This is a genomic window from Allorhizobium sp. NPDC080224 (assembly GCF_050281005.1).
GTDB lineage: Bacteria > Pseudomonadota > Alphaproteobacteria > Rhizobiales > Rhizobiaceae > Allorhizobium.
Genome location: NZ_JBNNWJ010000001.1, coordinates 436,490 through 450,159 on the forward strand (window position 1 = coordinate 436,490; position 13,670 = coordinate 450,159).

The window sequence follows — 13,670 nt, forward strand, 5'->3', positions numbered from 1 at the left end:
CCGGTTTCGTAAACCCGGTCTATTTAGCCACTTGTTTAACGTGGCTGCAAGCCGACCGGCCAAATCACCACGGGATAAGGCTGCCTTACGCCTTCGTGGGCCTTGCGTCAATTGGTGGGCTTTGGTTTTGTCGGGCCCAAACAGGATTGAGATCATGACCTTGAAACCCGGGATTTTGTCCGATCGCGCGATCGGCGCCTTGTTCGGTGGCGGCCAGCTGAAGAGCGAGGTCATGCTCGACAAGGACCAGATCCAGCCGGCAAGCCTCGACCTGCGTCTGGGCGGCAAGGCGATCCGTGTGCGAGCCAGCTTCATGCCGGGGCGCGGCCACACCGTTGCCAAAAAGCTGGAGCGGCTCACCCTGCACGAGATCGATCTCGAAAACGGAGCGGTGCTCGAAACCGGCTGCGTCTACATCGTGCCCCTGATGGAAAGCCTCGATCTGCCCGCGGAGATCTCGGCGTCTACCAATCCGAAGAGCTCGACCGGCCGCCTCGACATCTTCACCCGCGTAATGGTGGATTACGCCCAGGAATTCGACAAGGTGCCGGCCGGCTACAAGGGCCAGCTCTACCTCGAAATCTCGCCGCGCACCTTCCCGATCATCGTGCGTCGTGGATCGCGCCTGTCGCAGATCCGCTTCCGCACCGGACAGGCGCTGCTCGGCGAGGCCGAACTCTTCGACCTGCACAAGGCCGAGACGCTGGTCGCAAGCGACATGCCAAATGTCTCGGGCGGTGGCATTGCGCTGTCGATCGATCTGAAGGGATCGGGGCCGCAAGGCCTGATCGGCTATCGCGGCAAGCACCACACCTCGGTCATCGACGTCGACCTGAAAGGCGCCCACGAGGTGCTGGATTTCTGGGAACCACTCTACAGCCGCGGTCGCGATGAACTGATCCTCGATCCAGACGAGTTCTACATTCTCGTTTCGAATGAGGCCGTGCATGTGCCGCCGCTCTATGCCGCCGAGATGACACCCTACGACCCCTTGGTCGGCGAATTCCGCGTGCATTATGCCGGCTTCTTCGATCCCGGCTTCGGCCATGCGCCCGCCGGTGGCTCAGGCAGTCGCGCGGTTCTGGAAGTCCGCAGCCACGAAGTGCCCTTCATCCTCGAACACGGCCAGGTCATCGGCCGCCTGGTCTACGAACACATGCAGGAGCGCCCGGAAGGCCTCTACGGCACGGGCCTCGGCTCCAACTATCAGGCGCAGGGCCTGAAGCTGTCGAAACACTTCCGTTTGCCCTGAGGCAGGCGTCGCTGCCAGCGCTTGACACTGGCAGCGAACTGTTGGATTCCTCTCCCCGTCGCGGGTGTAGCTCAATGGTAGAGCAGCAGCTTCCCAAGCTGAATACGAGGGTTCGATTCCCTTCACCCGCTCCAGACTCTTCTCGCTATTTCCCCGCAAACTTCGCAAACGCTGCTAGCAGGTCGCCGAGCCGCTTTGCCGTCGCTTCGTCCGTCAGCTTGCCCTCGGCATCGAACAGCGTATGCGCCCGCGACACCATCAGCCGCTTCTCTGAAAACGTCCGGCAACCGAGCGTGTGCAGCACCGAGAGCCAGGCGTTCTGGCTGAGCAGCGTCCCGAAATTTCCAGGCGACGCGCCGACGAGCGCAAAGGCCTTTCCACCGAAGACTCGAGCCATGTCAGACGACGGACGCGACAGCCAGTCGATTGCGTTCTTGAACGCGCCGGGGATGCCGTTGTTGTATTCGGGCGTGAACAGGATGACGCCATCGGCGGAAATGATCTTCTCTTTCAGAGCCGCCACAGCTGCTGGGATGCCCTCGGCTTCCTCGAGATCGCCGTCATAAAGCAGTATGCCGTGAATGCCGGCTGTATCCATCCGGTAACCGTCTGCCGGCAAGGCTGCGGCGGCTTGCATCAGAGCCGTGTTGAGCGAGCCCTTGCGCAGGCTTCCCGAAATGCCGAGCAGTGCCACCATGATCCTCGTCTCCCGGTTGGATGCGTTGCTTCGACACTAATGTGCGACCGGGTTTGGAGCAATCACTCGGACGCCTGCAAAACCGCTTCGCTTGGCCGATGCGGTGTCTTGTTCCAGTGGAACGGCTTCAGCCTCAGTTCGATCACGGCCTTCCATGCCGCAAGCGACACGGCCATCCAGTAAACCGGGATCATCGCCCATTTCCAGCCGACGCCCTCCTTTTCGCCCTTGCTCATCGGCGTTGCGCCAAGCACGAAAAAGATCGCGTAGCTCCCGAGGATGTTGAAGATGTCCATGGCGAGCATGATCGTCGTGAAGAGGCTCGGCTGCGCAGCCGGGGCCTGCATCAGCGAGATCACCAGAAATGTGAGGAAGACGATTAGGCCGGGGTGGCTGAGCGCTGCAATCAGCATGCCGCCGACCAGCAGCTGAAAGGCGAGGAAGGATAAAAATCCCATGTCGCGCGCAGTTTGCAGGGGCTTGCGCATCAGCACCAGCCAGGTTTGCAGCCATCCCTTGTACCAGCGGGTCCGTTGCGCGAGCCAGATCCGGAACTCGGTCGGCGCATCCTCATGAGTTGGCAGCGTGAGGGTCGAGGAGCGATACCCCATTCTGTAGAGGCGCATGCCGAGATCGGCATCCTCGGTGACGTTGTAGGGATCCCAGCCGCCGCTGTCTCTGAGGAGGGCGGTTTTGAAATGGTTGGAGGTGCCACCAAGCGGCAGCGGCATACGATAATAGCCGAGGGCCGGCAGCAGTCTGCGGAACAGCGCCGAATATTCGAGCGCGAAAATGGCGCTGATCCAACTTTCGCCAGCATTGCCGATCACCAGCGGCGCCTGCAGGCAGGCGAGATCGGCCGGACCGAGCCGGAAGGCGTGATAGGCTTCCTTCAACTGCTGCGGATGTGGCCGATCCTCGGCATCGTAGATGGTGAGGAACTCGCCGCGTGCGCCAGCCAGTGCATAGGTGAGGGCCTTGGGCTTGGTGCGCGGCGCCATGGCCGGCACGGCCACCACCTCGACATGCGGACCGGGATTCAACTGGCGGATCGCCTCGATCGTCGCGTGATCATCGGCCTCGCAAACTAGCTTCACATCCAGGAGGCTACGCGGCCAGTCGAGCCCATCGAGGGCGGCGAGCAGTTGCGGAACCACATCGGCCTCCCGGTAAAGCGCCACCATGACCGTGTAAACCGGCAGAACATCGCTGCCATATTCGAGCTTTGCTTCTAAGACCCGGTGGCGTCGCCCATGCGAGACGACGGCCATGCGCAGCATGAGAGCTGCCGTATGAAAGAGGGAGAGCGCAAGGTGGCTGATGACGGCGGCGAGCATCGGCGCCATGATCGCAAAGAGACAGATCAAACAGAGCCCGGCGCCGGCGATGAAGCCTTGGTCCCCGGTCACCACGAGCCGCGCCGAAAGCGGCTGCAGCGTGTCGAACAGACCGCGCACGGCCTGGCCCACGCGTCTGCTCTCCCCGACCTTCCAGCTGGCATGCCGGATGGCGCTCGGTGTCGTGACGATGAGGGTGCCCGCGCCCGGTCCGTTCCGACCGAAGCGTTTTGCGAGACCCTCCATGTTGAGGATGTGCGGAGCAATCGCCACGACCGGCGGCCGGTCGCTGTAGTGGAGCCGCAGCATGCGCGGCTCGGCGAGCTGGGTGTCGCTATACGTATGATCCACAAGCAGCGAAGGGTCGATCTCCGGCAGGAACGGCAAGCCGTACATCCGCGCCAGACCCGCAAAATAGGCCTCTTCCTCGATGACGCCACTGGCGAGCAGTTCGGCCTCGACGGAGGTCCCGTTGGCGGCTGCGCGTTTTGCCATGCGGGCAATCAGCGGCTTGGAAATGCCGAGTATATGGAGCAAGCGCGCTTCGCTTTTCAGCCAGGCCAAACTTCCCACGTCGGCCGCGCCTACCGCGCTCCGCTGGTCTTGCCCCCGCAATGATCCAAGGCGCGCGGCAACCATCCGCGGGCCGTATTCCCTCGTCCACACCAAGCTGCTACACGTCGTCCGGTCTGAACGACGCCCCACCCTTGACCCCGGTTGAAGATGATAGAGATGCGCGCAAAAGTTACATCCCTAGATTTTGCGGGGTTGTGGCCCTGGATCGCCGCGATTCTTCTCGTTTCGCTCATGTCCGCGCCACCTGCGCGGGCGCAGGGGATCGACCTTCCGGTCCTTTTTGATGCCCGCGAGCGGCTGGTTCGGCCGGATGTCAGCAGCGTTCTTCGGTTGCGTTTTCTGACCACCACGGATTTTCCGCCCTTCAACTTCACCGATCAGAGCGGTCGGCTAACTGGCTTCCATGTCGATCTTGCCCGCGCGCTGTGCGATGAGTTGGGCCTTCAGGCACGTTGCCAGATCCAGGCCCTGCCGTATGAGCAGCTGACGTCGGCGCTTGAAAGTGGGCAGGGGGAAGCGGTGATGGCGGGCGTCGCGGTCACGGAAGACCTGCGCGGAAAGTTCAATTTCACGCGACCCTATCTCTTGTTGCCCGCACGTTTCCTGATGCGAAACGACATTGCCCTTGCTCGTCAGGATGTCGAGGCGCTCTCCGGTCGGAAGGTTGGTGTCGTCAGGGATACCGCGCATGAAGCCATGTTGAAGGCTTTCTTTCCCGGCATCACGCCGACGACCTTCGAGGATCAGGGCGCCCTCATGACTGGACTGAAGGAGAAGGAGGTCGAAGCGGTCTTCGCGGATGCCCTACAACTGTCCTTCTGGATGATGAGCCCTGAAGCTGTCGGCTGCTGCAGCTTTCTCGATGGGCCCTATCTATCCGAGCGCCATCTCGGCGAAGGCATGACCATCATGGTCGGCGGGCAGGATGGAGCCCTTGCCGCCGCGCTTGAAAGCGCGCTTGCGGCGCTGTCAAAGGACGGGCGGCTGGAAGAAATCTATCTGCGCTATTTCCCGGTTGGGCTTTTCTGAGCCGGTCAGACCCGGCGATAGCGGGCAGAGGCGCTGCGCTCCAGGGCGGCGCAGGTGAGCTTGTCGAGCGCAAGGCGATCGCGGAGCAACTGCAGCAGGCGCATTTCCTCCGCGCGAATGGTCAGATCGACCGCGACGATTTCAACAGCCAGCGCATAGGCGGTCTCATGCAGCCATTCCGGCAGGGCGTCGCGAATGGTTTCGAGCGCGATGTCCAGACCCTCAGGCCCGGAAAGCAGGGTTGCACAGCGCTGCGACACCTCGATCAGGTGCTCCTTGTCGAAATTCTCAAAGACCGGAAGAATGTCGATCAGCTGGCCAATCCGCACGAGTTCCTTTTCGGCCATGGCATTGTCGACGGCGGACGCCATGACCATGACGAAGATCAGGGCTTCTTCCGGGGATACGGGCTTGTTCATGTAAGATGGTTTCCAGTTGCAGTGGGCAAAGAGTAGGAGGGACGGCTGGGCGTTTCAAGGGAGCGTGCCGGCGCGTTGTACGGGCTCACCAAAAAGCCCGCGTCTTGCGGCACGGGCTTCCTCGGTCAGTGCGGCGAGTGCGGAGCCCGGCTCCGCCTCTGCCCATCCGTATTTTGCAAGCCAGGAGGACACATCCTGAACGCCGACCCAGCATCGTGTGCGGATCTCGCCCTGCCATGCGGTGGCGCCGGTTTCGCAGGTGAGCGACCGGTTGCGCAGGAACTGACGCTGCTGCGTGCGCGCCATGGCGCCACAGGGCCAGACGTCGCCCTCCGCTGTAGTACAGCTGAGGTCCACAGGCGTCTCGATCAGATCGGCCAGGCGAACGCGTTGATCCGGTCCGAAGGCGACGACCCCAGCGGCGAGGCTCGACGGCCGATGCAGGAGAACCACTTTCGGTTTCGTGCGCTCGGCGGCGGTGGACAAAGGTGCCCGCGCCGCCACCCGTTCGAGGTCTTGCGCGTCGGCAAAGGCCGGAGATCCGAAAGCATCCGGCTCGATGCTGCGCACCTGCCGCCTTGCTTCGATCACTGCCGGTTCTTCGACCGTGTCATCCTGCAAGGAGCCGACATCGGGTAGGTCGAGCTCCGACGGATCTGGTACGTCCAGATCCTCGAGATTGTAGTCGACGGGATCGTCACGGAGCGTCGCTCCGGCTGCCATGACGAGATAGCCCCACAAGAGGAGCCCGATCGCGCCGGCGATGAAGGTGCTGATCCGTCGCATAGGCGCGTTTTCCTATTGGCTCGCCCAGATGATGCGCGCTACCCATTCGACATCGCCCATGTCCAGCATGCGCGGAGGGTGGTCCGGATTGAGCGATTGCAACTCGATCGATTTCGCGCTCTGCCGTGCCAGGATCTTCGCCATGACTTCGCCTTCACGGGTCTTCACCACGACGCGGTCGCCACGTCGAACCTGGGCACCCGGCTCGACGATGAGGATGTCGCCGTCCCGGTAGAGCGGCTTCATGCTTTCGCCCTGAACCTCCAGCGCATAGACCCCGTTGTTGCGGCCCGGGGCTGCCGGAAACTCGACGAGATCCCAGCCCTGACCGGCCGGAAAGCCGCCATCGTCGAAAAAGCCGCCGGCACCTGCCTGTGCCATGCCGAGCAGGGGGATCGAGCTTGCCTGCGGCGGAAATGTCCCCTGCGGCAGCGGGTTGCCGCGCAAGGCGTCTGGTGAGACATAGCGCATGAACTGGTCGAGGCTGGCGCCAGTCGCTTCCAGCACCTTGGCGATGGATTCGGTCGAGGGCCAGCGCATCCGGCCATCGGCCCCGATACGCTTGGATTTGTTGAAGGAGGTGGGGTCGAGGCCTGCACGGCGCGCAAGACCTGATGGCGTCAGCGAATGCTGCTCCGCCAGCCGATCGATCGCGGCCCATATGCTGTCATGCGAAAGCATGTTCGCGCCTCTTCAGCGCCGGAACACTTCGGATCCCCGGTCCGGCAATGGCGAAAACAATAGATCAGCAAGGGCCGTTAGTAAAGCAAAAAGGAATAAAATCCTCTCGTCTGCCTCAGGCGACCATGGCCATGTTGATCTTGCCGAGCTGGATCACGGCCTGGGTGCGGCTGTCCACCTTGAGCTTCAACAGGATCGCCGAGACATGCGCCTTGATCGTCGCTTCCGACACGCCGAGTTCATAGGCAATCTGCTTGTTGAGCAGGCCTTCGCCGAGCATGCCGAGCACACGACTTTGCTGTGGCGTAAGTGTGCGCAGCCGGTTGATCAGATCGGCCACGTCAGGATCCGTCTCCTGCCCGCCCTGATAGCTTGCAGGCGTGGCGATATCACCTTCCAACACCGACTGGATCGATGCGCGGATCTCATCGATCCCCGCCGACTTTGAAATGAAGCCGGAGGCCCCGAGCTCAAGGGCCCGGCGGATGGTGACGGGATCGTCGGTGGCGGAGACGATGACCAGCGGCAGGCTCGCGAATTCGGCGCGCAGCGCCATCAATCCGGAAAAACCGGAGACCCCGGGCATGGCGAGATCGAGCAGCATGAGGTCCGCATCCGAATGCTCGGCGGCCGCCTTGCGGGCAGCTTCGAAATCGCCGGCCTCGATGATGGTTTGCGTGCCGTCTATGCCGGTCACGGCCTGGCGCAGGGCGCCCCGGAACAGCGGATGGTCGTCGGCGATGATGAAGGTCGATGCAGCCATGTCACAGCCCCCTCCCAAGAGCGATGTCATTTTGCGCGCGAATGCGTCTCATTCTTTTAGCGCTTGACGGCGCACTAGACAATGGTCGTGCAACGAATGGGTGAACGAGGCCTTTTCGTGGTCAGGTTCTGTCCGGAACGGGGTCCCCCGATTGATCCTGCTCCTGTCCCTGAAATTCCTGCACCAGCCCGAAGAAAGCCCGCATGAAGCGCTCCATGATGCCGATCGAGCGGTCGATCTCCGCGTCGCTCGGAAGCTCGCCGCTTTTGGCAGCTATACCTTCTGCCACCTGCTTTTCCAGCGCCTCGACCCGTTTCTCCAGCCGGGCGAGATCCGCGTCGTAAGCGGCACGTTCGTCTGCCGCCATCCGGCAGGTGAGCGTGCCCTCGGCTTCGGTGCAGAGTGTCACGGCCCCTGTCTGCCGATCGAGCCGCACGAAGCCGCTTTCGGATTTCTCGAGCGTGAAGCGGTCGGTGGCAACATCCTGCGCCATGGCGAAGGAAGCGCCGAGCGAGAGCGCCGCCAGTGTGAGAACTGTCTTGCCGATGGACATCTTGTCTCTCCTCCTGTCGTCCGTATCTCCCGGCGTGGACATTTGGCCGCGTTTGCGGCAAACCCACCTCGACCCTGATGATCTGCGAGAGACCGGACCTTGGACAAGACCATATACAAGATCGTGCCGCGAGAATTATGGCAGGAGGCACGCGACGCGGGCCTTTTCAAAGGCGCGCCCGTCGATCTCAAGGACGGCTACATCCATTTTTCGACAGGAGCCCAGGCGGTGGAGACTGCGCGTCTGCATTTTGCCGGACAGTCCGATCTGCTGCTTGTCGCGGTCGATGCCGCCGTCTTCGGTGAGGCCCTGAAATGGGAGGCCTCGCGCGGCGGAGATCTGTTTCCGCATCTTTATGCCGACTTGCCGCTCGACGCCGTGCTCTGGGAAAAGCCCTTGGCCCTCGGTGGCGACGGACTGCATGTATTCCCGGATATCGATGCGGAGAACCGCTGATGCTCGACCTCTTCTCCCTCGGCCGTCGCGGCCTTTTTCTCTTCGATGCGGAAACCGCCCATGGGCTGTCGATTGCCGCGTTGAAAACGGGCCTCGTCCCGACCTGCAAGGCGTCTGTCGATCCGCGTCTGGCCCAGACAGTTGCCGGTATTCACTTCCCCAACCCGCTCGGCATGGCCGCAGGCTACGACAAGAATGCCGAAGTGCCGGATGCACTCTTGTCGCTCGGCTTCGGTTTCGCCGAAGTCGGCACGCTGACCCCGAAGGGGCAGGCCGGCAATCCGAAGCCGCGCATCTTCCGCCTGGAACGCGACCGCGCGGTGATCAACCGCCTGGGCTTCAACAACGAGGGCCATGCCGCAGCGCTGGCGCGTCTCTCGGCGCGCGGCAATCGCTCAGGCATCGTCGGCGTCAACATCGGGGCCAACAAGGATGCGACCGACCGGATCGCCGACTATGTCGCCGGCATCCGCCGCTTCTATCCCGTGGCGACCTATTTCACCGCCAACATCTCCTCGCCAAACACCCCGGGTCTGCGTGATCTGCAGGCCAAGGAAAGCCTTGATGCGCTCCTGTCTGCCGTACTCGCAGCGCGTTCGGAAGAAAGTCTGCGCGCCGGCAAGCGCCTGCCGGTTTTCCTCAAGATCGCGCCTGACCTTACGGAAGAGGGCATGGACGACATCGCCGAGGTCGCCGCCGCCCATGATCTCGACGGCCTCATCGTCTCCAACACCACGCTGTCACGCGACGGCCTGACGGACCCGACGCTGGCGGGTGAGGCCGGCGGCCTCTCTGGCGCACCTCTGTTTGACAAGTCGACCGCCGTTCTCGCCCGTATGCGAAAGCGCGTTGGCCCGGCTCTGCCGATCATCGGGGTCGGCGGCGTGTCCTCGGCCGAAACCGCGCTGGAGAAAATCCGCGCAGGCGCGGATTTGGTGCAGCTCTATTCCTGCATGGTCTATGACGGACCGGCGCTGCCAGGACGGATCGTCCGGGGCCTGTCGTCGCTGCTCGATCGTGAAACGGTCGCCAATATCAGCGAATTGCGCGACACCAGGCTCGATCACTGGCTTTCGGTGAAGGTCTGATCGGTCTTCGGCTTCAGTCTGGCGAGAAGCAGCAGACCGCGTAGACCGAGAAACACATTGAGCGCGATCCAGAGTCCGTGATTGGAAAACAGGGGCACGAGCACGGCGACCGTCGCAAGATAGCCGGCAAGCGCGACGAGCATCATGTTGCGCATGTCGGATGACCATGTCGCACCGATGAAGACGCCGTCCATGTGAAAGGCGAGTGCCCCGGTCAGCGCGGTCAGCGCCGCATAGATCAGATAGGTCTCTGCAACGCTGCGGACATCGCCGGCCGTGGTGATGAAGCCGATGATCGCGGACCCGAAGACCAGGAAGAAGGCAAGGCTCGCCAGAGCCAGGCCGAAGGACCAGACCCCAGTCAGTTTCACGGCACGCTCGAAGGCGCGCCGCTGTTTGGCGCCGATCGTTTCCCCCGTGATCTGCTCTGCCGCCGTTGCCATGCCATCGAGATAGAAGCTGGCGATCATGAAGAAGTTCATCAGAACGGCATTGGCCGCGAGCGTCACGGCGCCGAAACCCGCCCCGATGCGGGTCATGACGGTAAAGGCAGTGATCAGCGAGAAAGTCCGGATCAGGATGTCCCGATTGAGCCGGAACAGCGCCATCAGCTTGGCGCGGTCGTTGATCATCGAGACCTGCGGAACGGCGGCCCGCCCGTAGCGCCAGAAGACGAAGGCGAAGCCGGCGATCATGGCGACGAACTCGCCGATGACAGTGCCCCAGGCAACGCCGGCAATCCCGTATCCGAATGTCAGACCAAGCAGGATGGACATGGCGATGTTGACGCCGTTCAAGAGGATCTGCAGCGCAAGCCCGACAGAGCCGAGCCCGCGCCCGAGCACGAAGCCGAGCAGGGTGAAGTTGCTGAGCGTCAAGGGAGCCGCCAGAATGCGGATGCCGATATAGGTCGCGGCAGCTGCTTGAACGTCCCCATCGGCACCCATCAGCGCGGGGCCAAAGCCGACGATGACCGGAGAGGCGGCAAGGATCAGCAAGCCGAAACCAAGCGACAAGACGATCGAGCGCCAAAAGACGGCGAAGAGTTCAGATGGCTCCCCGCGTCCTTGCGCCTGGGCGACGAGGGCCGTCGTCGAGGCTCTCAGAAAATTCAAGGAGGCGAAGAGAAGGTCGAAGAGAGCTGCAGCAATCGCGAGCCCTGCCAGTTGGGCCGCATCGCCGCTGCGTCCGACGACGGCGGTATCGGTGAGCCCCAGAAGCGGTGTAGTGACGAAACCGAGGGTCATCGGCACGGCGATCGCCAGCACGCTGCGATGGGTGACCTCGATCGGTCTGGAGGCGGGGAGTGACGGGCTGTGCATGCTGTGCTCCGGTGGGGACCGGAGTGACAGAATCACTCAGGCCGAGAGCACCATGGCCCAATAGGGGCGGTTGCCGGAAGCGGAATCCCAGGCAACGGCGACGCCGAGCCCGTTGAAGCTGCCGGTCATGTTGTCGAGGTGCCGCTTGGAGTCGATCCAGGCCTGCACGGCACGCTCGACGCTATCCTGACCCGCCGCGATGTTTTCGGCCGCCGGCAAGGGTACGCCATGTCCCTTCATGCGGGCGCCGAAACTATCGTTGAAGCCGATCAGATGCGACATCTCGCCGGCGCGTGCCATGCGTTTTGCCTGGGCGATGGCCGCCACTTCTGCGGGACGACTGCGGGAGAGGGAGGAGAGGCCACGAGATTGCCGAAGCCGGTTGACCATCGGCAATGCGGCGGCCGTCTCAGCCCGGGACTGACCGTTGTCGGGATTGAGGATGTCGGAGGAGCGGCAGCCGGCGATCGCTGCCGTCAACATGCCGGCCGAGATCAGGATCAGCCGGCGGCGGTGCAAGACAGGCTCGGCCATGACGCCCTCAGCTCCGTGATGCAAAGAGGCGGAGCAGGATGAAGGCGGGAATGACGATTGTCGCGCCAATCAGCAGATACTGCCCGACCCGACCAAGGGCGTCGAAGCCGGTATACCAGAGGTCGATGATGAAGAACCGGATGCCCTCGAGAAGATCCATCGGATCAAGCCCGAAGATCGACATCACAAAGCCAACGATGAGCGAAACGACGATCAGCTTGACGATCGTGCGGCCCGGCGTGTCGCCGAGAAATCGATTGAGGCCATCAGCCATGCGTGTCTCCTGTTGTCGTTCGCTGATATGGGCCCGGTCGGCCCGCCCTGCAAGCTGGCAAAGCAGCGGCTTGCGATAGGACTTGAGTTTTTTCTGGGGATCGGTCAAGACCGCGCGCCCGCTCCATGCTGGATCACCCCATGCTGGCAGGCGCAAGGATCTCTTCGATGCACCCCACCCAGTTCTCGTCCGGCGACGTCATCGCCGACCGCCGTGCCGACTATGCGCGCATGCTCGCTGAGAATGGCGAACATGAGGCAGCAGTCGAATTGATGGAACAGGCCTTGGAACTGGTGCCGGACTGGCCGGCCGGTCTGTTGCGTCTTGCGGATTATGCGGAAAAGGCCGAGCAGGCAGAAAAGGCGATACCCGCTCTGCGTAGACTGCTTGTGCTCGACCCGGAAGATCTGTTCGGCGCGCAGCTGAAACTGGCTCTGCTCGGGGCGGAAGATATCCCGGACCAGCCACCCTCTCGCTATGTCGAGGCGCTTTTCGATGATTATGCCGATCGTTTCGATACGGCCCTAGTCGAGAAGCTCGATTATTCAGTTCCGGCCAAGCTCGCCCGGCTGATCGTCGAGCATAATGACAGGCGCTTCGATCTGGCTGTCGACCTTGGCTGCGGCACGGGACTTTTCGGCGCCGAGATCCGCGACAGAGTGAGCCGCTTGGAAGGCTTCGACCTCTCGGCCAACATGCTCGCCAAGGCGGAGGAAAAGGAACTCTACGATTTCCTGGCGAAGGCCGATCTGTCGCTCGAGGCGACGGAGTCAGGCCTGTTCGATGATGGCCTCGCAGAAAATCGTGCCGATCTCGTCTCCGCGGCTGACGTGCTGATGTATCTGGGTGACCTCGCCAACGCTTTTGCGCTTGCAGCGCAGCTTCTGAAACCGGGCTCGCTCTTCGCTTTCTCGATTGAAGACGCAGGCGACGGCGACGGTTTTCTCCTGGCGCCGAGCCTGCGTTATGCCCATACCGAGCAGCATGTGAGACAGCGTCTCGATGAAAACGGCTTTGACCTCGTGAAGCTCCTGCACACGACCATTCGCATGGATGGCGGAAAACCAGTCTCCGGCATACTGTTTCTTGCTGGCCGGAAGGCCTGACGAGCAGCTTTCTTGCGATTTGCGCGATAGGTCAGTTTTGCTGACCTATCCTCCTTGTTTCCCAGGGGATCTCGGGTACAATTTGTACTTGGGAGGTCAAGGTCTGGAGAGCAAGATGGCGCCGTTGACGAGCATGCTGGGAATCTGGAATTCGAACCCGACACGCCACACGCCGGCGGAAGATCTGCAGGGCATCTTGGCCGGCAGCCTGATCGCCGCACTCGGGCTCTATTTCCTCGCTCAGGTCGGACTTCTGACCGGTGGCATGGCCGGTCTTGCCTTCGTGCTCCACTACTGGAGCGGCTGGAGCTTCGGTCTTCTTTTCTTCCTGCTCAATCTGCCCTTCTACATCTTGTCGCTCCGCCGTGTCGGTCTCGATTTCACCATCAAGACCTTTGTCGCCGTCGGCCTCACCTCCTTCATCGTCGAAATCGAGAGCCGCTTCCTCGTCATTCAGAGCATCGCGCCGATTTGGGCGGCGATCCTCGGCGGCCTGCTGCTCGGCTTCGGCCTTTTGGCACTCTACCGCCACCGCGCCAGCCTTGGCGGCCTCGGCATTCTCGCCGTCTACATCCAGGACCGCTTCGGCATCCGCGCCGGCCTTGTGCAGCTCGCTTTCGACCTCTGCGTCATGGCGCTGGCCTTCGCCGTCGTCAGTCCTTCCGTGGTGCTCTATTCTGTCATCGGCGCCGTGGTGTTGAACCTCTTCCTCGCGATCAACCACCGCTCGGACCGATATATCGCGCTGAGGTGAGAGCTCTTTCGCCCCTTCTCTTTCCGCGCGCGTCCACTACCTT

At 62.4% G+C, this 13,670-nt stretch carries 16 protein-coding genes, 1 tRNA gene and 1 riboswitch; of the genes, 7 read left to right on the forward strand and 10 right to left on the reverse strand.

Going from position 1 to position 13,670, the window contains the following annotated elements:
- Positions 1–2: 2 nt before the first annotated feature.
- Positions 3–81: riboswitch (SAM riboswitch) on the reverse strand.
- Between the two features lie 73 nt (positions 82–154).
- Positions 155–1,252 carry a 2'-deoxycytidine 5'-triphosphate deaminase gene (locus tag ACQKP1_RS02185; protein ID WP_427274026.1) on the forward strand — a complete coding sequence of 366 codons (1,098 nt, stop codon included), beginning with the start codon at positions 155–157 and terminating at the stop codon, positions 1,250–1,252.
- A gap of 60 nt (positions 1,253–1,312) precedes the next feature.
- A tRNA-Gly gene (locus ACQKP1_RS02190) sits at positions 1,313–1,386 on the forward strand.
- Positions 1,387–1,397: 11 nt separating this feature from the next.
- Here ACQKP1_RS02190 and ACQKP1_RS02195 read toward each other — a convergent pair.
- The gene (locus tag ACQKP1_RS02195) at positions 1,398–1,949 is read right to left on the reverse strand and encodes an NADPH-dependent FMN reductase (protein WP_427274027.1); all 552 of its coding nucleotides are present in this window, start codon (positions 1,947–1,949) and stop codon (positions 1,398–1,400) included.
- Between the two features lie 62 nt (positions 1,950–2,011).
- Positions 2,012–3,823, reverse strand: coding sequence for a glycosyltransferase family 2 protein (locus ACQKP1_RS02200; RefSeq protein WP_427274028.1), 1,812 nt, complete (start codon positions 3,821–3,823; stop codon positions 2,012–2,014).
- A 195-nt stretch (positions 3,824–4,018) separates the two neighbouring features.
- Here ACQKP1_RS02200 and ACQKP1_RS02205 point away from each other — a divergent pair, with 195 nt between their 5' ends.
- On the forward strand, positions 4,019–4,891 hold the full coding sequence (locus ACQKP1_RS02205; protein ID WP_203019417.1) for a transporter substrate-binding domain-containing protein: 873 nt from the start codon (positions 4,019–4,021) through the stop codon (positions 4,889–4,891).
- A 5-nt stretch (positions 4,892–4,896) separates the two neighbouring features.
- Here the strand turns inward: ACQKP1_RS02205 and ACQKP1_RS02210 are convergent, their stop codons facing one another.
- The 5 genes from ACQKP1_RS02210 to ACQKP1_RS02230 form a co-directional block, all read right to left on the reverse strand.
- The gene (locus ACQKP1_RS02210; RefSeq protein ID WP_203019418.1) at positions 4,897–5,310 is read right to left on the reverse strand and encodes a tellurite resistance TerB family protein; all 414 of its coding nucleotides are present in this window, start codon (positions 5,308–5,310) and stop codon (positions 4,897–4,899) included.
- Positions 5,311–5,364: 54 nt separating this feature from the next.
- Positions 5,365–6,096: a thermonuclease family protein gene (locus ACQKP1_RS02215; protein ID WP_427274029.1), complete on the reverse strand. Its 732-nt coding sequence runs from the start codon at positions 6,094–6,096 to the stop codon at positions 5,365–5,367.
- A 12-nt stretch (positions 6,097–6,108) separates the two neighbouring features.
- Complete coding sequence (locus ACQKP1_RS02220) at positions 6,109–6,777, reverse strand: S24 family peptidase (protein ID WP_427274030.1); 669 nt, start codon at positions 6,775–6,777, stop codon at positions 6,109–6,111.
- A gap of 115 nt (positions 6,778–6,892) precedes the next feature.
- Positions 6,893–7,540, reverse strand: coding sequence for a response regulator (locus tag ACQKP1_RS02225; protein ID WP_054149065.1), 648 nt, complete (start codon positions 7,538–7,540; stop codon positions 6,893–6,895).
- A gap of 121 nt (positions 7,541–7,661) precedes the next feature.
- A complete protein-coding gene (locus ACQKP1_RS02230; protein ID WP_427274031.1) occupies positions 7,662–8,093 on the reverse strand; it encodes a hypothetical protein in 432 nt (143 codons plus the stop codon).
- Positions 8,094–8,192: 99 nt separating this feature from the next.
- On the opposite strand from ACQKP1_RS02230, the gene ACQKP1_RS02235 reads away from it, so the two are divergent.
- Positions 8,193–8,549 carry a DUF952 domain-containing protein gene (locus ACQKP1_RS02235; RefSeq protein ID WP_427274032.1) on the forward strand — a complete coding sequence of 119 codons (357 nt, stop codon included), beginning with the start codon at positions 8,193–8,195 and terminating at the stop codon, positions 8,547–8,549.
- Positions 8,549–9,637: a quinone-dependent dihydroorotate dehydrogenase gene (locus ACQKP1_RS02240; protein ID WP_427274033.1), complete on the forward strand. Its 1,089-nt coding sequence runs from the start codon at positions 8,549–8,551 to the stop codon at positions 9,635–9,637. The genes ACQKP1_RS02235 and ACQKP1_RS02240 overlap by 1 nt, the downstream gene beginning before the upstream one ends.
- Here ACQKP1_RS02240 and ACQKP1_RS02245 read toward each other — a convergent pair.
- The 3 genes from ACQKP1_RS02245 to ACQKP1_RS02255 are packed head-to-tail and all read right to left on the reverse strand — an operon-like array spanning position 9,613 to position 11,767.
- Positions 9,613–10,959 carry an MATE family efflux transporter gene (locus ACQKP1_RS02245; RefSeq protein WP_427274034.1) on the reverse strand — a complete coding sequence of 449 codons (1,347 nt, stop codon included), beginning with the start codon at positions 10,957–10,959 and terminating at the stop codon, positions 9,613–9,615. The genes ACQKP1_RS02240 and ACQKP1_RS02245 overlap by 25 nt on opposite strands.
- A 36-nt stretch (positions 10,960–10,995) precedes the next feature.
- Positions 10,996–11,493: a CAP domain-containing protein gene (locus ACQKP1_RS02250; protein ID WP_427274035.1), complete on the reverse strand. Its 498-nt coding sequence runs from the start codon at positions 11,491–11,493 to the stop codon at positions 10,996–10,998.
- Positions 11,494–11,500: 7 nt separating this feature from the next.
- Positions 11,501–11,767, reverse strand: coding sequence for a DUF6460 domain-containing protein (locus ACQKP1_RS02255; RefSeq protein ID WP_203019432.1), 267 nt, complete (start codon positions 11,765–11,767; stop codon positions 11,501–11,503).
- A gap of 167 nt (positions 11,768–11,934) precedes the next feature.
- Here ACQKP1_RS02255 and ACQKP1_RS02260 point away from each other — a divergent pair, with 167 nt between their 5' ends.
- Positions 11,935–12,873: a methyltransferase domain-containing protein gene (locus ACQKP1_RS02260; protein ID WP_427274036.1), complete on the forward strand. Its 939-nt coding sequence runs from the start codon at positions 11,935–11,937 to the stop codon at positions 12,871–12,873.
- A gap of 115 nt (positions 12,874–12,988) precedes the next feature.
- Positions 12,989–13,627: a YitT family protein gene (locus tag ACQKP1_RS02265; RefSeq protein ID WP_427274037.1), complete on the forward strand. Its 639-nt coding sequence runs from the start codon at positions 12,989–12,991 to the stop codon at positions 13,625–13,627.
- Positions 13,628–13,670 lie beyond the last annotated feature (43 nt).